General features: G+C 61.2%; 17 protein-coding genes. 5 read left to right on the forward strand and 12 right to left on the reverse strand.

Features of this window, described 5'->3' with window-relative positions; genetic code table 11:
• Positions 1 to 38 precede the first annotated feature (38 nt).
• From HUS66_RS05375 to doeA, 9 genes are all read right to left on the reverse strand, one after another.
• Positions 39 to 1,442: an aspartate aminotransferase family protein gene (locus tag HUS66_RS05375; protein ID WP_175069926.1), complete on the reverse strand. Its 1,404-nt coding sequence runs from the start codon at positions 1,440 to 1,442 to the stop codon at positions 39 to 41.
• Positions 1,443 to 1,715: 273 nt separating this feature from the next.
• Positions 1,716 to 3,209: an NAD-dependent succinate-semialdehyde dehydrogenase gene (locus HUS66_RS05380; RefSeq protein ID WP_175069927.1), complete on the reverse strand. Its 1,494-nt coding sequence runs from the start codon at positions 3,207 to 3,209 to the stop codon at positions 1,716 to 1,718.
• Positions 3,210 to 3,523: 314 nt separating this feature from the next.
• Positions 3,524 to 6,316 (reverse strand): aminotransferase class I/II-fold pyridoxal phosphate-dependent enzyme, encoded by a 2,793-nt coding sequence (locus tag HUS66_RS05385; RefSeq protein ID WP_175069928.1) that lies wholly within the window; start codon positions 6,314 to 6,316, stop codon positions 3,524 to 3,526.
• A 77-nt stretch (positions 6,317 to 6,393) separates the two neighbouring features.
• On the reverse strand, positions 6,394 to 7,440 hold the full coding sequence (locus HUS66_RS05390; RefSeq protein ID WP_254628704.1) for a C45 family autoproteolytic acyltransferase/hydolase: 1,047 nt from the start codon (positions 7,438 to 7,440) through the stop codon (positions 6,394 to 6,396).
• Positions 7,440 to 8,909: a biotin carboxylase gene (locus tag HUS66_RS05395; RefSeq protein ID WP_175069929.1), complete on the reverse strand. Its 1,470-nt coding sequence runs from the start codon at positions 8,907 to 8,909 to the stop codon at positions 7,440 to 7,442. The genes HUS66_RS05390 and HUS66_RS05395 overlap by 1 nt, the downstream gene beginning before the upstream one ends.
• A gap of 184 nt (positions 8,910 to 9,093) precedes the next feature.
• Positions 9,094 to 9,963 (reverse strand): carbon-nitrogen hydrolase family protein, encoded by an 870-nt coding sequence (locus HUS66_RS05400; protein ID WP_175069930.1) that lies wholly within the window; start codon positions 9,961 to 9,963, stop codon positions 9,094 to 9,096.
• 153 nt (positions 9,964 to 10,116) lie between these two features.
• Positions 10,117 to 10,587, reverse strand: coding sequence for an Lrp/AsnC family transcriptional regulator (locus HUS66_RS05405; protein WP_175069931.1), 471 nt, complete (start codon positions 10,585 to 10,587; stop codon positions 10,117 to 10,119).
• A 7-nt stretch (positions 10,588 to 10,594) separates the two neighbouring features.
• The gene (gene doeB / locus HUS66_RS05410) at positions 10,595 to 11,626 is read right to left on the reverse strand and encodes a N(2)-acetyl-L-2,4-diaminobutanoate deacetylase DoeB (RefSeq protein ID WP_175069932.1); all 1,032 of its coding nucleotides are present in this window, start codon (positions 11,624 to 11,626) and stop codon (positions 10,595 to 10,597) included.
• Positions 11,627 to 11,636: 10 nt separating this feature from the next.
• Positions 11,637 to 12,836 carry an ectoine hydrolase DoeA gene (gene doeA / locus HUS66_RS05415; RefSeq protein WP_175069933.1) on the reverse strand — a complete coding sequence of 400 codons (1,200 nt, stop codon included), beginning with the start codon at positions 12,834 to 12,836 and terminating at the stop codon, positions 11,637 to 11,639.
• A gap of 277 nt (positions 12,837 to 13,113) precedes the next feature.
• Between doeA and HUS66_RS05420 the strand changes: the two genes are divergently transcribed.
• Positions 13,114 to 14,085, forward strand: coding sequence for a 2-hydroxyacid dehydrogenase (locus tag HUS66_RS05420; RefSeq protein WP_175069934.1), 972 nt, complete (start codon positions 13,114 to 13,116; stop codon positions 14,083 to 14,085).
• 104 nt (positions 14,086 to 14,189) lie between these two features.
• On the opposite strand, the gene HUS66_RS05425 is transcribed toward HUS66_RS05420, so the two are convergent.
• On the reverse strand, positions 14,190 to 14,774 hold the full coding sequence (locus HUS66_RS05425; RefSeq protein ID WP_175069935.1) for a TetR/AcrR family transcriptional regulator: 585 nt from the start codon (positions 14,772 to 14,774) through the stop codon (positions 14,190 to 14,192).
• A gap of 214 nt (positions 14,775 to 14,988) precedes the next feature.
• Entirely contained in the window at positions 14,989 to 15,546 is a 558-nt protein-coding gene (locus tag HUS66_RS05430) for a DJ-1/PfpI family protein (RefSeq protein ID WP_175069936.1), read from the reverse strand.
• 208 nt (positions 15,547 to 15,754) lie between these two features.
• Here HUS66_RS05430 and HUS66_RS05435 point away from each other — a divergent pair, with 208 nt between their 5' ends.
• From HUS66_RS05435 to HUS66_RS05445, 3 genes are all read left to right on the forward strand, one after another.
• Positions 15,755 to 16,471 carry a hypothetical protein gene (locus tag HUS66_RS05435; protein WP_175069937.1) on the forward strand — a complete coding sequence of 239 codons (717 nt, stop codon included), beginning with the start codon at positions 15,755 to 15,757 and terminating at the stop codon, positions 16,469 to 16,471.
• Between the two features lie 245 nt (positions 16,472 to 16,716).
• On the forward strand, positions 16,717 to 17,643 hold the full coding sequence (locus HUS66_RS05440) for a lysine exporter LysO family protein (RefSeq protein ID WP_175069938.1): 927 nt from the start codon (positions 16,717 to 16,719) through the stop codon (positions 17,641 to 17,643).
• Positions 17,644 to 17,796: 153 nt separating this feature from the next.
• Entirely contained in the window at positions 17,797 to 18,621 is an 825-nt protein-coding gene (locus tag HUS66_RS05445; RefSeq protein ID WP_175069939.1) for a helix-turn-helix transcriptional regulator, read from the forward strand.
• Between the two features lie 10 nt (positions 18,622 to 18,631).
• Here the strand turns inward: HUS66_RS05445 and HUS66_RS05450 are convergent, their stop codons facing one another.
• On the reverse strand, positions 18,632 to 19,231 hold the full coding sequence (locus HUS66_RS05450; RefSeq protein WP_175069940.1) for a LysE family translocator: 600 nt from the start codon (positions 19,229 to 19,231) through the stop codon (positions 18,632 to 18,634).
• Positions 19,232 to 19,571: 340 nt separating this feature from the next.
• Between HUS66_RS05450 and HUS66_RS05455 the strand changes: the two genes are divergently transcribed.
• Entirely contained in the window at positions 19,572 to 20,837 is a 1,266-nt protein-coding gene (locus HUS66_RS05455; RefSeq protein WP_282848317.1) for an ABC transporter substrate-binding protein, read from the forward strand.
• Positions 20,838 to 20,846: the final 9 nt, after the last annotated feature.

A 20,846-nucleotide genomic window follows, 5' to 3' on the forward strand; every position in this document is an offset into this window, starting at 1 on the left:
CGCCTTCGATTCTCAGCCTTCGCTTGCCGGATCGGCGATCAGCGAAGGTCACCCGATGCGGTCAGCTCGTCTGTCACCTTGTCGACCGCACGCTTGGCGCGGGCAATGATCTCGTCGACCTGGTCACGGGTGGTGATCAGCGGCGGCGCAAAACCGAGGATGTCCCCTTGCGGCATGGCACGGGCGATCAGATTCTCCTCGAGAGCGGCCGCGGCGATCCGTGGGCCGACCTTGAGGCTCGGATCGAAGTGGGCACGCTTGGCCGGGTTGGCGGAAAACTCAAGCGAGGCCAGCATGCCCACACCACGAGCCTGGCCGACGATCGGGTGATCCCCGAAGGTGGCCTGCATCTGCTGCTGCAGGTAGGCGCCGGTCTCGGCAGCATTGGCGGTCAGGCCCTCGCGCTCGATGATCTCGAGGTTGGCAAGCCCCGCCGCACAGCCCAGCGCATGACCGGAGTAGGTCCAGCCGTGGCCGATCGGGCCGTATTCACCGGTCCCCTGCTCCAGCACCTTCCATACGCGGTCGCCGACGATCACCCCGGACAGCGGTTGATAGGCACTGGTCAGGCCCTTGGCCACTGTGATCAGGTCCGGCTTGATACCGTAGTGATGGCTGCCGAAGTGGGTACCGATACGCCCGAAGCCACAGACCACCTCGTCGGCGATCAGCAGCACATCGTACTTGTCGAGCACTGCCTGGATCGCTGCCCAGTAGCCTTCCGGCGGCGGCACGATGCCACCGGTGCCGAGCACCGGCTCGCCGATAAAGGCAGCCACGGTGTCGGGGCCTTCGGCGAGAATCATCTCCTCGAGCCGGGTGGCGCAATGGGCCGAGAATTCCTGCTCGCTCATGCCTTCCTGCTCGGCGGCACGGTGGTAGTAATACGGCGCCTCGGTGTGGCGGATGGTATCGATCGGCAGGTCGAAGTGATCGTGAAACGCCTTCAGGCCGGTCAGTGACCCCGATGCGATGCCGGAGCCGTGATAGCCACGCATCCGCGAAATGACTTTCTTCTTCTGCGGGCGACCGAGCACGTTGTTGTAATAACGCACCAGCTTGAGCTGAGTCTCGTTGGCATCACTGCCTGACATGCCGTAGTAGACCTTGGACATGCCGGGGCCGGCCAGCTCGAGAATCTTCTCGGAAAGCTCGACCTGCACTTGGTTAGAGTGCCCCACATAGGTGTGGTAGTAGGACATTTCGAGGGCCTGCTTGTAGATGGCGTCAGCCACCTCGGTGCGGCCATAACCGATGTTGACGCAGTACAGGCCGGCAAAGCCGTCGATGAATTCGCGACCGTCCATGTCGACAATATTGATGCCTTTGCCTCCGGTAATCACCCGGCCCGGCGCATCGCCATGGGCAAAGTCGCGCAGGTGCGTGGAAGCGTGGAAGGTCACCTTGCGGTCGCGATCGATCAGATCCTGGTGCGTGGTCATGCAGTTCTCCATTAAGACTCCCCGGCGGCGCCGGAGAGAAAGTTCATCGAATTCGGTTCGCCCTGAAACTTCCCGGGCTGGGCGATTCGGCGGCAGGGCTCCGTGAGGGCGCTGTGACCCCATCCCTGGGCGCTACTTTTGCCGTTCCTGGCAAAAGACCCTCACTACACCCTGCCGCCTCAACCACGAGCGACCACCCTCCCTGGGATTTCGGGGTTGCTCGAAGCTCGAAGCTCGAAGCTCGTGGCTCGTGGCTCGTAACTCGCAGCAAGCTCAACTACCAGAGACGGAGCCCAGCGCCCCCAGGCAGTAATACTTCGTCTCGAGATACTCATCGATGCCGCTGACGCCGCCTTCACGCCCAAGCCCCGACTGCTTGACGCCACCGAAGGGAATCGGCGGACCCGTCATCTTGACCGAGTTGACCGACACCATGCCGTATTCCAGCGCCCGCATCAGTTTCCAGATACGGCGGATGTCGTGGGTGTAGACATAGGCGGCAAGGCCGTATTCGGTATCGTTGGCCATGGCAATGACTTCATCGTCGTCGCGATAGGCGGTGATGCCGGCCACCGGGGCAAAGTTCTCTTCCCGCCAGACTTTCATCTCGGGCGTCACACCGGTCAGCAGCACCGGCATGAAGAAGTTGGCTCCAGGCGCCGCCGACTGATCGCCGGCCACCAGGGTCGCGCCCCGGGAAATGGCGTCGTCGACGATGCTCGAGGCCTTTTCCACCGCCTGGCCGTGAATCAGCGGGCCGAGATCCACCTCGCTCTGCAGGCCGTTGCCAACGGTCAGCGCCGCCATGCGCTCGGCGAAGTGCTCGACGAAGGCGTCGTGGATCGACTCGTGCACCAGAATGCGGTTGGCCGCCAGGCAATCCTGACCGGCGGTCTGGAACTTGGCCGCCACCGCCGCCAGCGCGGCTTCGTGGGGATCCATGTCCGGGCCGACGATAAAGGGCGCGTTGCCACCCAGCTCCAGCGAGACACGCTTGACGGTACCGGCGCACTGTTCGAGCAACAGCCGCCCAACCCGCGTGGAACCGGTGAAGGACAATGCCTTGACGCGCTCTTCCTTGCACAGGATCGAGGACACCTCGGCGGGCTCGCCCAGCACCACGTTGAAGATACCCGCGGGAATGCTGGCCCGCTCGGCGAGCTCGGCAAGCGCCAGCGCCGAGAACGGCGTCTCGCCGGCCGGCTTGACGATCACCGGGCAACCGGCGGCCATGGCGGCGGCTGCCTTGCGCGTGATCATCGCCAGGGGAAAGTTCCAGGGCGTGATCAGGGCGGCGATCCCGATAGGCTCCTTGATGGTGCCAAGGGCCGCATTGGGGATATGGCTGGGTATGGTCTCACCGAAGGTGCGCTTGCCCTGCTCGGCGAACCACTTGATGAAGCTGGCGCCATACTCCACTTCGCCGCGAGCATCCGGTAGCGGCTTGCCCTGCTCCATGGACATCAGGATGGCCAGATCTTCGCGATTCTCTTGCAGAAGGTCGTACCAGGCCAGCAAACGGTCGGCGCGCTCATCGGCTCGTAGCGCACGCCACTGGACAAAGGCACGCTCCGCCGCATCCACCGCGCCGCGAATTTGATCGGCTTCCAGCCAGGGGGTATGCCCCAGGACCTCACCAGTGGCCGGATCGATCACGGCCTCCTCACGGCCACCATCACCATGGGTCCACTTGCCGTCGACATAGGCGTACTGGCGGAACAGGCGTGGATCGTCGAGTCGCTGAGTCACTGTTGTGGACACTTTCATGAAACATCTCCTGGAAAAGCAGCGCCCATGGCGCTCACGCTAAAATACGACCGGACGGCCAATGCCGTCTCATGCATACAGCGTACGGTGTAAAGGAGGACGAGACTTTTTGTTGGACCACTGTCGACACTCAGTTTTTTTTGTCTTCTGGTCGAAAGCAGCAGAATCTTCTGCCCGCTGCTATCGCGAATCTGGCGGCAAAGAATCGGACCAGGCACAACGTATGACCCAGAAACGCCATCGCCCCGACCGAATGGCCGAGGCGATGGCGATGCTTGGTAGTAGGTGGTGGAACCGAGAGCGGCCCGCAGGTGTCAATCGGCGCCTTCGGAAGTCGTCGCCAGCAGCGCCTCTTCGGTGAACACGATCAAACCGAGCTCCGGCCGGTAGCCATGAATCTCTGTAACATCCAGCGCCTGCAGGAAGTAGAGAATCTCCTCGCTGATCACCTGACCCGGCACCAGCACCGGGAAGCCCGGCGGATAGGGAATCACGAAGCTCGCCGAAACCACGTCGCGACCCGCCGTCATGGCCCGCTGCAGCTCGCCATTGTCGAAGCGAAGGTACTCGGTATTTTCCTCATCGTAGCTGAGGAAGTAGGCACGGCGAATATCGCCATCCGGCGTACCGGCTTCCACATGCGGCCGAAAGGCATCGTGGAAGCGGCTAAAGTCCGGCAGCGGCGGCAAATCATGGATAAGTGACTTGACCTGATGCTCGATGATCTTGCGCTCTGGACGACTGCTTTCCTCCCAGCGTCGATCGAAGGATTTGGCCAGCTTGATCAGCACGTCCAGCAAGTAGGCGATGGCCCCGCGAGTGGTGCCGATATTGGTCATGAACAGCACGGTGTTGCGAGAGGTCTTGTTGATCTGAATACCATACTGGTTCATCAGATAGTCGTTCTTGAAGGCATCGCCATCGATACCGGTCTTGCCGATCGACAGGGTGATGCGCGTCGGGTCGACCACGAACTCATCCTGGGCCCAGGCCTCCTCCATCTTGTTCCAGCCTGCATTGGCATCGTAGTAGGTCTCGACCCCAGACTGGCGGAACTCCGCAGGCACCAGGTCACTGTTCTTGAGCACCTCGAAGTACTTGTTCAACAGCGGGTTGGTATAGAGCTGCTCGCGCAGCGAAAGCGCCGCCTCGACCTGGGAGTGCACCAGCTCGAAACCTTCCATCTCGGCCTGCATCCGCCCCACGTCCAGCGAGGCCAGGATCTGGTAGTTGGGCGAGGTCGAGGTGTGGGTCATGTAGGCTTCGTGGAACGGCGCCTCGACCTTCTGGCGGTAGTCCTGGTCATAAACGTGGATCATCGACCCTTGGCGCAGCGACGTCAGGGTCTTGTGGGTCGAATGGGTCGCATAGGTGCGCACCCGCACGGTCTCGGGATCCGGCATCAGCGGCCGATCGAGCCAGGTGGCATCGTCATCCGGATCCAGTTGATCGAACTCTTCCTTCCAGGCGGCATATTCCGCCGCATACTCCTCGCTACGATAACGGTCACGCAGGTGGCGCGCGGCATGCATCGCGGTGCGCGGGCGATAGGTCGGGTTGAAGGTGGCGAAGGCAAACCAGGCCTCGTCCCACAGAAAGACCAAGTCAGGCTTGATGGCCAGACACTCTTCCATGACCCGCCGCACGTTGTAGACCACGCCGTCGAAGGTACAGTTGGTCAGCAGCAGCATCTTGACCTTGTCGAGCTGCCCCGAACGCTTGTATTCCAGCAGGGTCTTCTTGATCTCGCGCAGCGGCACGGCGCCATACATCGAATAATCGTTGAGCGGATAGGAATCCAGATAGGCCACGTGGGCGCCGCTCAGCACCATGCCGTAGTGGTGCGACTTATGGCAGTCGCGATCGACCAGCACGATGTCACGCGGCTTGACCAGGGCCTGGACGACGATCTTGTTGGCTGTCGAAGTACCATTGGTGACGAAGAAGCTCTGCCGTGAGCCAAAGGCGCGAGCCGCATTCTCCTGGGCCTTCTTGATCGGCCCGTAGGGTTGCAACAGGGAATCCAGCCCGCCGGACGTCGCCGACGTCTCAGCCAGAAAGATATTGATGCCGTAAAAGTCGATCATCTGCCCCGCCCAGTGGGAGCGGGTAATCGACTTGCCCCGGGAAATCGGCATGGCATGGAAGACACCGGTGGGCTTGCGGCTATATTCCCGTAGCGCATCGAAGAACGGCGTGCGGAAGCGGTTGTCGATGGCGCGCAGAATCGTGTGATGCTGTTCGATATAGTCCGTTTCGCGATAGAAGATCCGATTGAAGTGGCGAATATCTCGGCTGGCCGTCACTTCCACATCGCCACTGGTGACCAGAAACTGGTCGATCTCGGGACGAATCTCGCGAATCATCGAACTCAGCAGAATGCTGCGCTCGGCCTCGGACTTGCTCTCCAGTTCCACCTCGGAGATACCCTCGAGGTAGTTGCGCAGGGCACTCAGGTTGTACTTCGACTTGTAGGGGAATTCGTAGCGGATCAGGCAGGCCTGAATGTTCGGATTGACCAGTATCGCGATCAACGCATCCTCGAAGCTGCGCACCGTCACCACATCGTAGACAAACTTGTCTTCGGGTCGCCGCAAGTTATGAAACGCCTCGCGCACCACTTCCTCTTCCTGCAGCGACATAGCATCGACGATCAACACCTCGAAGTAGGGCTGAGAGGAGCTATTGGAGGTCGGGTGACCGCGACGCAGCTGCGCCAGGGCATCCAGGGTCTCGAGGTCTTCCGCATCGGCATCGGTCTCGCTGAGGTCGACCTGGCGACGACGGTAGGACTCGCTGATCATCGCCCGCACTAGCCGCTTGACCACCTTCTCGAGCAGCGAATATTCCTGGCGGTTGAAAAGGTGCCAAAGGTGGCGAAAGTCTTCCTTGGAGGGGAAGGCGTGATAGTCCTCGATGATCTCCAGGCGGGTCAGCTTGATGTCGACGGCCTTGATCAGGTTGCGGGACTGGGCGTCGTCCTGGAGGTAAATCAGCTTGCCAAGATCGCGCTTGAGAGCGTTCCAAGTATCTGCACGAAGCTGGGAGATCTTGTGGTAGAACCCCAGGGCCGTATACGGCGTATCTGTTCCAATCGTATCGCTCATGGTGCGTCCCCAGCAGCGCTGCTTGTCATTATGCAACTGCCACGGGCATTCTGCCCGCAAACAGCGTAATCGATAGGCTAGCCGGCACCTTGGTGCCGAGGCCCGTAGTGAATGATGAAATTGGTCTCGGGAAAATGCGTGAAACTCAGGTCAAGGTTGTGCGACGGCCAATGAAACTGCACGCGTCCCTGTAGAGGCCGGTACACCGAGGTATAAACGGTACCCAACCCACGACGGTGGTCGGTGCGATAAAGCGGAGGCGCGAAGAACGCAGAGACCAGTCGCTCCTCGGTGGTGGCGTCGTCATCAACAAGGATCGAGAGCTGGCGCTCACGAATAAGCGTTTCCGACGCCAAGGCGTGGGCATACCACTCGATCTTTTTTTGATGGTTGGTCGCCACCGGCACACGCTTGATAGTGGCCTTGCGATCCGGCGCAATCATCGCCGTGACATATCGTCCCTGGGCATCATCGACGGTGATGTTGTAGGCCATGTGCGTCGGCACCCGCGCCAACACCTCGGCCGCCTCAGGGGTGGTATCACAGAACTCGAGGATATAGCGCAGGATCATCGGCGCACCGAAGCCATCGCCGACCACGGTCCGCCCACCGAAGGCCAGCGACACCGCCAGACCGCTGTCGTTCATGCCGTCAAGCACACCCCACAGACAGTCGGTCATGGCGATCACTTGGCGTCCATTCCAGCACGAGGAAAGAATGGTGCCCTCGCAAAGCTCGGGTGGATAATCGTAGTTGCGCACCAGGACATTGCTATTGCCGTTGGCAAGCACCGCCTGCGAGCAACCGGTGATATAGGCCGGCGGACGATAGAGGCTCAGCATGCGCGAGGAGAGATCGCCACCGCCGGCGAGCTCACACAGACGCTCGTAGGTCGGTAACAACTCTGGCATGTAGCGTCGCATGGCATTGAAGCCGGCCAGGTAACCTGGCCGCTCCCGTTCGCCTTCCGACAAGAACCAGCGCTCATATGCCGGCCAGTGGAGCTCGAAAAGCGATTGCCACTTAGCGCCAGCCTGCGGCTCATGGACGGTGCGAAAGGCCAGCTGTTTGAAGGTATCAGCGTCCCACTGGCGGCCAGCCCGTCCCATAGCGGTATCTTTCATCAAAGGATCTTGAAGTTGCCGCCGCCCACCGCATGATTCACGGCCACCTGCTCCACCACCGGATCCTGCACCGACTGGCCGGCATACTGGCCACGAATGGCATCGATCCAGGCCTTGGCGCGCTCGGTGAGCTGGAAGTCATCATCCATCAGACGCCCACGGGTAATCAGGATGCCGAGATCCGCCCCCTCGTAGCGGAAGTCGCCAACGCCGCTGATGCGCATGAAGAAGGCCTCCTGCTCGCTCTCTGCTGCATGCGGATGCGAATCGTAGTGATCGAATGCGATGCTGCCGTCCACCGCCATCCGCCAGACGCCAGACTGCGGCGCCTGAGTCAGCAGATCCACCGTTTCATCGGTGTGCTTGATCACCAGCTGGCTCCAGCTGTCAATGCTATCAGGGTGCGCCCAGCGATCATTGACGGCCTGGATGTCGATATCGAAATCCTGGCCCGAGAATTCGAGCAGGTGGAACAGGAATAGCGGAACGTCCGAATGGGCAAAGGCAGCCACGTTGGTCAACGAGCTGGCACCGGTAACCCGCGGGTTGAGCTCGCCGAGATAGACATCGTTGGTGTCCATGTCGATCAGGAAGTCGAGCTCGAAATAGCCACGATAGCCTTCCTCGCGCAGCGCTTCGCCAAACCGGTTGGTGTATTCCTGAGCCTTGTCACGCACTTCCTGAGTGAAGGCACCGGCGAACATCTCGTTGCCACACCAGCCACCCTTGTAAGGTGTCAGGGTCTTGAAGCCGACCAGCTCGGTCATCAGTGGGCCCACCACGGTGCCACAACGAGTTGCACAGGCCTCGATGGCCGAGCCGCGGCAATTGATGCGCTTCATGATCTTGACCTCTTCTTCGGCCTCGATCTCTTCGGCGTGGCGGTAGTACTCGTCTTCATTGGAAACGAAGAAGGTCGTGTGGCCGGAGTCGCCATAGGCCGACTGAATGACCAGATCGTTAGTGCCCAGTTCCTTGCTGATCTCCATCAGGTGCTGATAGCTGTCCACCTTGGCCAGCACGTTGGGTACGCTGGGTACGCCAACCTTGTTGCCAATACGCACCGTTTCGATCTTGTTGTCCATCCGCGAACGCAGCTTGGCCGGCGGGAAGGCCACCCGCAGCCCCAGCTGTTCGCAGATTTCTTCGGTGTGCTCGTCGAACATCAGGAAGGCAGCCACCCCCTGCTCGCCCCGAGAGCGGATATAGTCGATGACTTCCTTATGCTCGAGCAGGTAATTGTTGATGTCCTCGATGCTTTCGAAGTCACGCGGGAACTTCTCCTTGGGCACGAAGACGTTTTTCTGCTTGTCATCGAAGCAGTTGATGTAGTTGATGTGGCGAAAATTACCCACCCAATCGCCGATCCCCAGCAGGTTGAAGTTGGTCGCCGAAATAAAGTAGACCGGCTCTTTGTTGTTATGAAAGAAACGGCGCACATCGGAGATGCTGGTCAGTTTTGTTGTCATGGAGCTGGCTCCTTTTGGGTGACGTTCCTGCGCTGCTTGCGAGGCGGAGGGGGAAGCGCCGCCACTCTGGGCGGCGCTTTTGTGGCTCATCAGGCGAGAAAACAGACGTCGTAAACCTTGGATAATAGGGGTTACCACCATGAACTCCTTTTCAGTAAACGCCGCCCATCAACGCGAGAGGCGATCAGTATGGTTCGATATCCCGACGCGCCGGCTTCGCAAGCGGGCCCAAGGTGTCGAGGAAGGGAGTGGAACGGGTCTCGCTCCGGTATAGCGAAAAGTCCACCTGACGGTCGCGGAAGCTCTTGAGCGGCTGACCAAGCCCGCGCAGCCCCGCCTCACGCTCGCGACGCACTCTCGTCATATCGATCTCGATCGGCATGACTTCTTCGCCGATGCCTGCCTGATGGATGACATCCCCAGACGGTCCGACCACGATCGAGCGGCCGTTACCCAGCGCGCCAGCACCGTTGATATCGAAGAAATAGCACTGATTGACCGCGGCATTGGTGCGCGCGATGGACAGTTCGATATCACGATCGATGGTGTCGGTCATGGTCGGATGCAGGATCACCTCCGCGCCCATGGCTGCCAAGGTGCGCGTGGTTTCCGGGAACCACATGTCATAGCAGATCGAGACGCCGAAACGACCGATGTTGGGCACGTCGAAGACCACGAACTCGGTGCCGCTTTCAACGCCGGCCTCGTAGGGACGGAAGGGGAACATCTTGCGGAAACGATTGACCACCTGCCCCTGCGGATTGATGACGCTCAGGGTGTTGTAGACGAGCTCGCCGACCTGCTCGAACATTGAGCCCGGAATCAACCACAGGCGATGTTTTTCGGCCAGTTCACAGAACATGGCCTCGGTGCCGCTGGGCATGGACTGCGCGTTCAGTGGAGAAGCACCGTGCGCCATCAGCTCGCTGAAGACCACCATCTGAACGTGGGGAAAGCGCGCTACCAGCATTTCAATGCGGGCGCGCATAGCATCGGTGTTGTCACCGTGGTGAGGTGCCTGGAGCTGCACCCCTGCAATCGTGAAATAAGACATGCGAACCTCTGCGCTGCGATAGCCTAAAAACGATTGGCCGCCTTGTGCGCCAATCACCCTCGTAGTAGGCGATATCGCCAAACTGCTCGCTACGATTCCAGCTTATGTCAGTTTTGCGTGAAGTGGAATCCACGTGATTTACACGGGCGCCATTTAATCACACGCCAGCTCAATCGGCGGTGCCGTATGCTTGACGGTCTTGGTGACGATATAGGTGAAGTAGCGCTGAATACCGATTTCTGACATCAGCCAACCGTCGATCAGCCGCTGATAGGCATCGATGGTTTCTGCTTCAACCTTGATCAGGTAGTCGACCCCGCCGCCTACGGCCACGCATTCGGTGACCTCGGGGGTGGCCATTACCTCCGCCTCGAAGCGCTGAAAATCGCCCGCATGATGTGACTTGAGCTCGATTTGCACCCAGACCGGTGTCCGGCGCACCACCATGCGGGAGTTGAGGCGTGCACCGTAACCTTCGATGATGCCGGCCTTCTCCAGCCGCCGCACCCGCTCCCAACAGGGGCTGACCGATAGATTGATCGCCTCCGCCAGTCGAGATTTGGTGATACGGCCGTCCTCGGCCAGAATTTCGAGGATCTTCAGATCATAACGATCGAGCTTCATCGTGGCTTCATCCGTCCAGGGCGTCGACGATATCGGCGATGACCGCGATGGTATCGCCCATACCTACCTGGGCCGGGAAGCGTCGCGCCACCAGCAGGCCGCTGCGCTCGGCGCGGTACTCGATCGGCGCAGTGCCAGTGCGGCTCATGTCATAGACCCGCGCGATCACTTCGCCCTCACGGACCGGCTCACCCAGCGCCAGCGTCAGTTCCAGCAGCCCCTGATGCTCGCTCTGCACGTAGCAGGAGGCATCCGGCATATCGACGTAGACCTGGGGCTCGTCCGGCCCCTCGAGTTCGCCATCGATCAGCCCGAAGTGAATCAGGAAGTTGTTGACGCCACGCTCGGCAATCTTCAGTCGCTCCGGCGTTGTGGTGCCACCGCCGCCCAGCTCGGTGGCCACGAATACCTTGCCCTGGCGCTCCACAGCGGTGTCGAAGAGTTTTTCGGCGTCCAGTTCGAACATCATCATCGCCGTGGGCGCACCGAAGGCCTTGGCACCCTCGAGGGCACGGCGCTGCAAGTCCCGGTCCTCGAGCTGATGCGAGGCGGCGAAGGGCACGATATCCAGAGTCCGTCCCCCGGAGTGCAGATCCAGCACCACATCGCACATCGGCACCAGATAGCGAGTGAAGTAGTCGGCGATCTGTTCGGTCACCCCGCCATCAGGATTGCCCGGAAAACTGCGATTGAGATTGCCGCTGTCCATCGGCGAAGTCCGCCGGCCGGCCTGAGCGGCCGGGGTATTCATCATCGGCACGATGATCACGCGACCCTGGACCTGCTCGGCATTCAGGCCGTTGGCCAACTTCATCAGCGCGGTCATGCCCTCGTACTCATCGCCATGATTGCCGCCGGTGAGCAGTGCGGTAGGACCTTCACCGTGCTTGATCACGGTCACCGGGATCATCACCGCGCCCCAGGCCGACTCGTCGTTGGAGATCGGTAGCTTGAGGAAGCCGTGCTGAACGCCCTCGGCCTCGAAGTCGACTGTGGCGGAAATGGGGCTTGGCCGCACTCGGCTCGCTGACATGTTCATGAAGGTCTCCTTATTTGACGAACAGCTGGCGTGGGAAGTCGGCCAGCGTTTCACAGCCCGTCTCGGTGATCAGAATGCTTTCGGTGATTTCCAGGCCCCAGTCCTCATCCCACATGCCTGGCATGAAATGAAACGTCATGCCGGGTTCGAGAATAGTCTCATCGGACGGGCGCAGACTCATGGTCCGCTCGCCCCAGTCCGGTGGATAGCTGATGCCGATGGGATAGCCGCAGCGAGCGCCGCCACGGTCGAAACCGTACTTATCCATGGCGGACCCCAGGGCCATGGCGATGTCCGCACAGCGGTTGCCGGGCTTGGCAACGGCCAGTCCATTTTCGATACCCTCGAGCAGCGCCGACTCGGCGCGAATGAAGTCACGCGGTGGCGAACCCAGATAGATAGTGCGTGACATCGGCGCGTGATAGCGCTTGAAGACACCGGCGATTTCGAAGAAGGTGCCCTCCCCCTCGCGAAAGGGGGTGTCGTCCCAGGTCAGATGTGGTGCTGCGGCATCGCTGCCCGTCGGCAACATCGGCACGATGGCCGGATAATCGCCGCCAAAGATCTTGCCCTGTTCATCGCGCCAGCCTTCGATGCCTACCCGGTAGATCTCGGAGACCAGCTTGCTCTTGGGCAACCCCGGTTCGATCATCTCGAGGATCCGTGAGTGCATGCCTTCGACGATCCGCGCCGCCACGCGCATGTACTCGACTTCTTGTGGCGACTTGATGGCTCGACACCAGTTGACCAGCGCATTGGCATCGATGAAGCGGGCGTGAGGCAGCTCCCGCAGCAGACTCTGGTAGGCCTTGGCCGAGAAGTAGTAGTTATCCATCTCCATGCCCACCACGCCCTGATGCCAGCCGTAATACGGCAGGATGGTCTGGGCCAGGTAGTCCATGGGATGCATATCAGGGTTCTGCACGTAGTAATCCGGATAGTAGGTAATATTTTCCGGATCGATCCAGCAGGTCCGCAGGGCGCCGTTGGCGTCCATTCGCCGGCCATACCAGACCGGCTCGCCTTCGAGCCCTACCAGCACGCACTGGTGCACATAAAACGACCAGCCATCGTAGCCGGTTAGCCAAGCCATATTGGAGGGATCACTGACGATTATTACGTCAATACCACGGCTGGCCATCTCGGCACGCACCTTCCACAGCCGGCTTGCGTACTCCTCACGGGTGAAGGGCAGGGATACCTGAATCATGGGCCATTCGCCATCAAAGAATCACCAAAACCGGCCTTGCTGACCAAGGCCGGGACCATAGGGCGTATTATCGCCACCAACATGTTGTTGCTACTGACAAACAGCGATTGCTATCAAGTGCTTGACACTCGATTATGACAATCATTGGTCATTGACCTAGTGCTGATACTAGCACCGGCGTTGAGCCCTCCGTCAAAGGCTTTGTTATCTTTTCTTGCCGGATCGAGAAAGCCCGCCCAAGCCCCGCACTAGAGCCACCGCACAGGAGCCGACTGCCATGCAGATTCTGATCCACTCCGCCGATGCCGAACAGTGGCAAACCGCCATCGCCAAGGCACTGCCAAAGGCCAAGGTAATCACCAGCGACGCCGCCTTGGAAGAACGCCAAGATGCCGACTACCTGGTCGCTTGGCAGCCACCTGGCTGGTTGTTCGAGGAGCAGCAAGCACTCAAGGGCATCATCAACCTCGGTGCCGGTGTGGATGCACTGCTCAACAACCCGGCCCTGCCGGCCGGCATACCGATCGTCAAGCTGCGTGATGCCGGCATGGCCGATCCGATGATCGACTACGTACGCTACGCCGTACTGCACTTCCAACGCGATTTCGACCACTACGCCCGCCAGCAGGCACGCCGCCAATGGCTGGAACGGCCTCTGGCTTCCAAGGCCGAATGGGGCATCGGCGTACTGGGGCTTGGCGCTATCGGCGCGCGAGTGGCACAAGCGCTGGCGGCTGATGGCTTCCCGGTTCACGGCTGGAGCCGTCACCCCAAGGCGCTGGACGGCGTCCGCTGCTATCACGGCAAGGAAGGCCTCGCGACCTTGCTTGGCCAGGTCAAGAGCCTCGTTACCCTGCTGCCGAACACGCCGGCGACCCGCGGCATCATCAATGCCGAGACCCTGGCCGCGCTTCCTCAGGGCGCCAGCCTGATCAACCCCGGACGCGGCAGCCTGATCGACGAAGCCGCTTTGCTCGACGCTCTTGGACCCGCCAACGCCGAGACCGGGGGCGGAAAAGATGATGGAAACGGCGACACCGGACGGCTGCGGGGCGCGGTGCTGGACGCCTTTGCCCGCGAGCCACTGCCGGCGGAAAGCCCGCTGTGGCGGCACCCGCACGTGCTGATCACTCCACACATGGCCGCCCCCACGCCGCGTGGTGCCGCTCTCGAACAGGTAATAGACACCCTCAGGGCCTGGCAGGCCGGCGAACAGGTGCCAAGCATCGACCCCTCCGCAGGTTACTGAGGCCACTGGGCGCCCCGCCCACAACAACAGGCTCACCACCGATGAGTGAAAGGTGAGTATCGGCCTGGAGAGGGCCTAGAATCGAGCGTCAAGAGGCGTCGGGCTTAGCGCAGCACTTGGGCAAAGAGAATATCCTCGAAGTGCTGCATGGGCGTCACCGACTTGAGGGTCTTGGCCCGTAGCAGCGCGCCCTGCCAGCCGGCCAGGATGAAGCTTGCCAGGGCCTCGCTATCGGTGTCTGGCGCAATGTCACCTGCGCTTCGGGCTTGCTCCAGGCAGATAGCGAGCCGCCGCTCCCACTCCTTGAGAATGCCGTCCAGCCGCTCGCGAAACAGCGCGTTGCGCGCCGACAGTTCCTGGCCCAGGTTGCCAATCAGACAGCCACGACTGTGGTCGCAGTCAGTCATATCGGCACGCCCGGCAGCAAAGAAGCACCGCAGCCGCTCGAGCGGAGCGCGATCATCGTCGAGCAGCTCGTCCAGGCGTTGCTCGTAGGTGTCGGCAAAGGCCTCGATCACGGCGAGGCCAAAATCTTCCTTGCTCGAGAAATAGTGATAGAAGGATCCCTTGGGCACCGCTGATGCCTTGAGCACCGCATTGATGCCGGTGGCGTGGTAACCCTGTTCGGCAATCAGCTCAGCACCGGCCTGAATCAGGGTGTCGCGGGTAGTGGCATGCTTGGAGGTCATCGGACGGGCAATCATGAGAGGGTGAAACAATGGAAATGTCCGCAAAGGGACAGCACTGATGAACCGACACCATGATACGCAAGCCACCCTAGAAGGGGGAACCGCAAGAGGTGAACCGCCCCGGCGACAGGCACCAAGGGGCGGTGTTGTCCATAACGAATAGCTCCCACCTAGGGGCGAGAAGCGTCAAAGCAGACGCCCGGCGGTGACACGCTTACAGCAGGGCGTTGAACTGCTTGAGCCATTCCGGGTGCGCGGGCCATGCCGGCGCGGTCACCAGCTTGCCGCAGGTGATGGCATCGGTTACCTCGATATCGGCGAATTCGCCGCCAGCCAGATGAACCTCGGGGGCGCAGGCCGGATAGGCAGAGACACGCCGCTTGTCGAGGGATACCGCCGCTGCCAGCAGTTGGGCACCGTGGCAAATCGATGCCACTGGCTTGTCGGTATCGAAGAAGTGGCGCACCACTTCCAGTACTCGCTCGTCGAGACGCAGGTATTCCGGCGCCCGACCACCCGGCACGACCAGGCCGTCGTAGTCGGCGGGGTCGATCTCGGCGAAGGTGGCGTTGAGCGCGAAATTATGCCCTGGTTTCTCGGTGTAGGTCTGGTCGCCCTCGAAGTCGTGAATGGCGGTCTTGACGCTATCGCCCTCACGCTTGTCCGGGCAGACGGCGTCGACTTGATGCCCCATGGCCTGCAGGGCCTGAAAGGGCACCATGATTTCGTAATCCTCGACGAAGTCGCCGGCAATCAACAATAGCTTGGCCATAGAACGCATCCTCTTATCCATAAGTGACAGAGCTTCACGCAACCGCAGACAGGCGCAGCCGTCGGCAGTGCTGCGCCATCAGGTTAGCGCGCAATTCATTACAACGATAGCCGTGGAACCTTTCCGCCGGCCGCCCATCACAGCCTTGAAGGTCTCACCATGACGATTCGACCACCATCCTTTAAGCCCCGATCCGGGAGAGATGCAGATGAATCTCGCCACTGCTAGGTGCCAGCGAGGCGCGGCGGGAGTATTGACAGCCATCGCCCTGCTGCTCATCGCCCCCTTCAATGCCTTTGCCGCCGATGATGCGGCTTCGCCGCGCGCCTTCGAGGCCACCTACCGGCTAGCAATCGACGGCTGGCCGGATGCCGACATCGATCACAGCCTGAAGCGTCAGGGCGGGGCCTGGGTCAGTGAGATGCGCGCCTCCGTTGCCGTGGCCAACGGCTGGGAGCGTGGACGCTTCACCCTGGGTGACCAAGGAGTAACCAGTAGCGAATACGCCGGTGGATATTCGCTGCTGGGCATCGGCGAGGATTACCACATGGGCCAGAGCGAGCTTGCAGCCTGGCCCGACCGTCAGGCCGCACTATTCGAGCTTTCTCGACAGGCCGACCAGGTCTCCTGCTGGCACCCCCAGGTAGCGCCCTGCACCATGACGTATACCAACTACAAGGGCGAAACGAAGCGCTATCACTATCGCCGCCTGGAGACCACCACCCTCGACCTGCCGGTCGGCAACTTCCGGGCTGTGACCATTGCCCTTTGGCGCGGCGAGCATCCCGACCGTGATCTTCGCCTGACCTTCAGCCCAGAGGTGCCGGGCCTGCTGCTGGCGGCAGAGTATTTCAAGAACGGCGAACGCACGAGCCAGCTGCGCTTGAATCGCCTGCGCTTTAACGACCTGGCCAAGGCTAACTGAGGCGTGACTCACTCATTACTGAGCCGGCTGCGGGCGAAATGAGACCGTCGGCCATACACCGATAGCCACGGGCCGCCCCACTGGTGTCCATCGTTGCAGACGGAGTCAGCGCATCAAACAGCGCACATAATCATTACATTCGCTGATTCCCCATCAGCGAAAATCATTTCTCCTCATATAAGAGTCTGGTTACAGTAGCGCCTCCTGGTTGCCATGTCGGCGACCCACTGGTTAATGGAGAACCGATGCTGTCCGGCCTGCTTATCGTGTTGCTGCCCCTGATTCTCGGCTACCTGGTGCCGCTGAAGCATGGCGGCCTGCTGGCGGCGGTGAACCGCGCCGTCAATGGCGCCATCTACGTTATCCTGCTCCTGATGGGCATTGGCCTCGCCGGCCTGGATAACCTGGGCGGGCAGCTGTCACGGCTAGGGGGCCAGACCCTGCTATTGTTCCTGATCACCGCCGCCTGCAACCTGCCCGCACTGTGGTGGCTGTCACGGCGGAGCGCCCTGCATGCCAGCGGCGCCCCCGTGGTGAAAAACGCCCCCACCAGCAAGCTGGCCGCCATGGGCGGCTCGCTGCTGTTGGTCGGGGTGGTGATCGCGGGCGTGCTGATTGGCCTGACCGGCAAGTTGCTGGCCATTGACGGCCTGCACGCCGGCGCCGATACCCTCGCCGAGTGGGTGCTCTATCTGCTGCTGGCCCTGATCGGCTGCCAGCTGCGTAACTCCGGCATGTCGCTCAGGCAGATCCTGCTCAACCGCCACGGCCTGGCGATCGCCGCCACGGTGGCGGTGAGCTCGCTGGTGGCGGGCCTGATCGCCGCGCCGCTGATGTCGCTCGAATGGAACGAGGGGCTTGCGATGACCGCCGGCTTCGGCTGGTATTCGCTGTCGGGCATCTTGATCGGCGACCAGCTGGGCCCGCTGCTCGGCGGGGTGGCCTTCTTCAACGACCTGGCCCGAGAGCTCTTGGCCTTCATTCTGATCCCGTTGGTGATTCATCGTGCTACACCGCTCGCCATCGGCTATGGCGGCGCCACCTCGATGGACTTCACCCTGCCGGTCATCCAGCAGCATGGCGGCGTGGCCTGCGTGCCCATCGCCGTGGTCAGCGGCTTCATTCTATCGCTGCTGTCACCGCCGCTGATCCTGTTCCTGCTGTCACTGTAAATTCTCCCCAGAACGGAAAGGACGAGCGCTTGCTCGAAACGGGCATGTCACACCACTGCCAAGGTGACTTTGCCGCGATATGGCGTAGGCTATTCACGTCAGCCTGGAAAGTCCCCCGTCCCAGCCGCGGGGGATTACTGGAAGTGAGTCACCATGAGCACGATTGCCCCCGTTTCCTCCTGCTTTCTCCGCGATCCGGCGCTGCCCTTCATTGAGGCACGCCTGGTAGCCGACGGTAATGCCCTGAGCCATGCGCTCCATAGCCACGGCTGCCACTCCTTCGGCGCCATCACCTCGGGGTGCTCGCACTACCGGAATCGCGGCCAGGGTCAGAAGGTGAGTGCTGGCGATGTGGTGGTGATCAACCCAGAGGACCGCCACGCCTGCAATGCCGTTCAAGACACGCCCTGGGGCTATCACATGCTGTATCTGGATAGCCAATGGCTGGCCGCACGCTGCCCTTCCCTGCACGGTGATAACCAGGCAGACGTGCCGATGTTCGCCCCGCGTGTCAGCCGCGACCCTCGCCTCCACCAGGCGATCATCGCGCTGGGTTTTGCTCTCGCCGATCACGATACTCCACGCATGGAACGAGAAAGCCGCGCCGAACTCCTGGCAGAGTGCATACAGGCAGTGCTTCATCCCCAGCGCCATTCGCTCACGCCACCAGTACGTTTGGCTCGTGCACTGGATCTACTGGCAACCGAGTGGCACCGAGACCTGACACTCAAAGAGCTATGCCAGGCTGCCGAGTGCAGTGCCACCAGTCTGATCGCCGCCTTTCGTCGGCATCACGGCCTGACACCCCACGCCACTCTGATCGACCTGCGGGTGCGTCATGCTCGCCAACAACTGCGCTTGGGTACTTCCATTGCAGACGTCGCCCAGGACTGTGGTTTCGCGGATCAGGCCCATCTGCAACGCACCTTCAAGCGGCTGCTGGCGACGACACCGGGGCACTACCTGGGCCGCCGCTAGCCGCGGCCCTTCAACCCAGCAATAAAAAACCTGCGCTTAGCAGCAACAGCCCCGCTAACCCACGATTGATACACCGCATTCGACGGGACGACGATACCCAGCCGCTCAGCTGATCGCCGGCCAGCGCCCACAGACTGATCGATAATGCGCACAGGCTGCCCCACAGCACGGCGAATACTGTCACCAGCGCCAGATCACCATCTGCAGCGAAGGCCCCCATCCCCGCAGTGGACGCCAGCCAGGCCTTGGGGTTTACCCATTGCATAAAAGCGCCAGTGCACGCACCTGCTGGCTCGGCCCCCCGACCCATATCGAGCTCACCATCGCTACACGCCAGCTTCCAGGCCAACCAGACTAGAAAGGCCACTCCGCCCAGACGCACCAGCTGGCGAAGCAACGGCCATTGTTGCCACAGTTCCACCATGCCGATGCCAATCAACCACAGCAGCAGCGTGAACCCCGCGCTGGCTCCTATTACCAGCGGCATAGCACCGCGCCAACCAGCGTGAATGGCCGTTGACAGCACCAGCAGATTCACCGGACCAGGAGAAACCGACGCCGCCACAGCAAAGGCGGACATGGACACGAATAAAGGTAACGACAAGGACATGGGGCGACTCCACAAGACACGATGGCCCCATGGTGGCGAGCCTCCAGTGCTGCGTATTGAACGAAATTTCAGCCAGCCGCCCCCTCAACCTTCCGCCATATCTCTTCTGGGTATTTCCTGGCAAGCACCGGCATGACCAAAGCCGCGTCGCATTGCCCAGAATGCCCAGCTGGCGGGGGTACACCCAAAGTCTAGGTTGATGGCAACCAACGCCGGGGCTAGTGTTTCCTAACCGATCAACTTAAACGATTAAGTTGATATTGAATCGCCGTCAACCGCCTGGCCTACCACCAGGATTCGACCATTCAGACAACAACAACACGACGAGGAATGCCTGATGATCAAGAAACTGATTCCCGCCATCGCCTTGGCCAGCATCGCTGGCACTGCCGCCACCCAGGCGCAAGCCGCTGAGCTGACCATTTCCTGCGGTGCCGTCGGCGCCGAACTAGCCCTGTGCGAGGAAGGCGTGAAGGCCTGGGAAGACAAGACCGGCCACAGCGTCAATATCGTCTCGACGCCCAACTCCTCTACCGAACGTCTCTCGCTCTACCAGCAGATTCTGTCCGCCCAGTCCAGTGACATCGATGTCATGCAGATCGACGTGGTCTGGCCGGGCCTGCTCGCCAACCACCTGCTCGACCTGAAAAAAGTCCTCGGCGAGGATGCCGCTGCCGGCCACTTCGACACCATCGTCGCCAACAACACCATCGACGACCGCCTGGTAGCCATGCCCTGGTTCACCGACGCCGGCGTGCTCTATTACCGCAAGGATTTGCTCGAGCAATACGGCCACGAGGCGCCCGAAACCTGGGAAGAGATGACCGCCATCGCCGAGGAGATCCAGGACGCCGAGCGGGCCGCTGGCAACGAGCGCATGTGGGGCTACGTCTTCCAGGGCCGCGCCTACGAAGGCCTGACCTGCAACGCCCTGGAATGGGTGGCGAGCAACGGCGGCGGCACCATCGTCGACGCCGACGGCGAGATCACCATCGACAACGCCAAGGCCGCCGAAGCGCTGGACCTGGCGGCAAGCTGGATCGGCGACATCTCCCCGGAAGGCGCCCTTAACTACACCGAAGAAGAGGCGCGCGGGGTCTTCCAGTCCGGCAATGCGGTCTTCATGCGCAACTGGCCCTATGCCTGGTCGCTGGCCCAGAGCGAGGACAGCGACGTGCGCAATAAAGTCGGCGTGGTCAAGCTGCCCCACGGGGCTAACGGTGAAAGCGCCGCCACCCTGGGAGGCTGGAACCTGGCGGTCTCGAAGTACACCGAGTCCCCCGAGATTGCGGCCGAGCTGGTGGCCTACCTGACCGGTGAAGCCGAACAAAAACGTCGCGCCATCGAAGCTTCCTACAACCCGACCATCGCCAGCCTCTATCAAGACGAGGAAGTACTGGCGGCAGTGCCCTTCTTCGGCACGCTCTATGACACCTTCACCAATGCGGTCGCTCGTCCCTCCGCTCCCACCGGCGACAACTACGGCCGGGTCAGCAACGGCTTCTTCAATGCCGTACACAACGTGCTGTCCGGTGACCAGACCGGTGCTGAAGCGGTATCACAACTGGATAGCGAGCTGTCGCGCATCAAGCGTCGTCGCTGGTAACCGGAGATC

The organism is Onishia taeanensis, from assembly GCF_013349955.1.
Taxonomy (GTDB): domain Bacteria; phylum Pseudomonadota; class Gammaproteobacteria; order Pseudomonadales; family Halomonadaceae; genus Onishia; species Onishia taeanensis_B.

Bases quoted from the DNA above. Each gene is read 5' to 3' on its own strand.
- HUS66_RS05400 (WP_175069930.1), bottom strand. From the start codon at position 9,963: ATGTCTTATTTCACGATTGCAGGGGTGCAGCTCCAGGCACCTCACCAC.
- HUS66_RS05450 (WP_175069940.1), bottom strand. From the start codon at position 19,231: ATGTCCTTGTCGTTACCTTTATTCGTGTCCATGTCCGCCTTTGCTGTG.
- HUS66_RS05385 (WP_175069928.1), bottom strand. From the start codon at position 6,316: ATGAGCGATACGATTGGAACAGATACGCCGTATACGGCCCTGGGGTTC.
- HUS66_RS05380 (WP_175069927.1), bottom strand. From the start codon at position 3,209: ATGAAAGTGTCCACAACAGTGACTCAGCGACTCGACGATCCACGCCTG.
- HUS66_RS05420 (WP_175069934.1), top strand. From the start codon at position 13,114: ATGCAGATTCTGATCCACTCCGCCGATGCCGAACAGTGGCAAACCGCC.
- HUS66_RS05435 (WP_175069937.1), top strand. From the start codon at position 15,755: ATGAATCTCGCCACTGCTAGGTGCCAGCGAGGCGCGGCGGGAGTATTG.
- doeB (WP_175069932.1), bottom strand. From the start codon at position 11,626: ATGAACATGTCAGCGAGCCGAGTGCGGCCAAGCCCCATTTCCGCCACA.
- HUS66_RS05405 (WP_175069931.1), bottom strand. From the start codon at position 10,587: ATGAAGCTCGATCGTTATGATCTGAAGATCCTCGAAATTCTGGCCGAG.
- HUS66_RS05430 (WP_175069936.1), bottom strand. From the start codon at position 15,546: ATGGCCAAGCTATTGTTGATTGCCGGCGACTTCGTCGAGGATTACGAA.
- HUS66_RS05390 (WP_254628704.1), bottom strand. From the start codon at position 7,440: ATGAAAGATACCGCTATGGGACGGGCTGGCCGCCAGTGGGACGCTGAT.
- HUS66_RS05425 (WP_175069935.1), bottom strand. From the start codon at position 14,774: ATGACCTCCAAGCATGCCACTACCCGCGACACCCTGATTCAGGCCGGT.
- doeA (WP_175069933.1), bottom strand. From the start codon at position 12,836: ATGATTCAGGTATCCCTGCCCTTCACCCGTGAGGAGTACGCAAGCCGG.
- HUS66_RS05440 (WP_175069938.1), top strand. From the start codon at position 16,717: ATGCTGTCCGGCCTGCTTATCGTGTTGCTGCCCCTGATTCTCGGCTAC.
- HUS66_RS05395 (WP_175069929.1), bottom strand. From the start codon at position 8,909: ATGACAACAAAACTGACCAGCATCTCCGATGTGCGCCGTTTCTTTCAT.
- HUS66_RS05375 (WP_175069926.1), bottom strand. From the start codon at position 1,442: ATGACCACGCACCAGGATCTGATCGATCGCGACCGCAAGGTGACCTTC.
- HUS66_RS05445 (WP_175069939.1), top strand. From the start codon at position 17,797: ATGAGCACGATTGCCCCCGTTTCCTCCTGCTTTCTCCGCGATCCGGCG.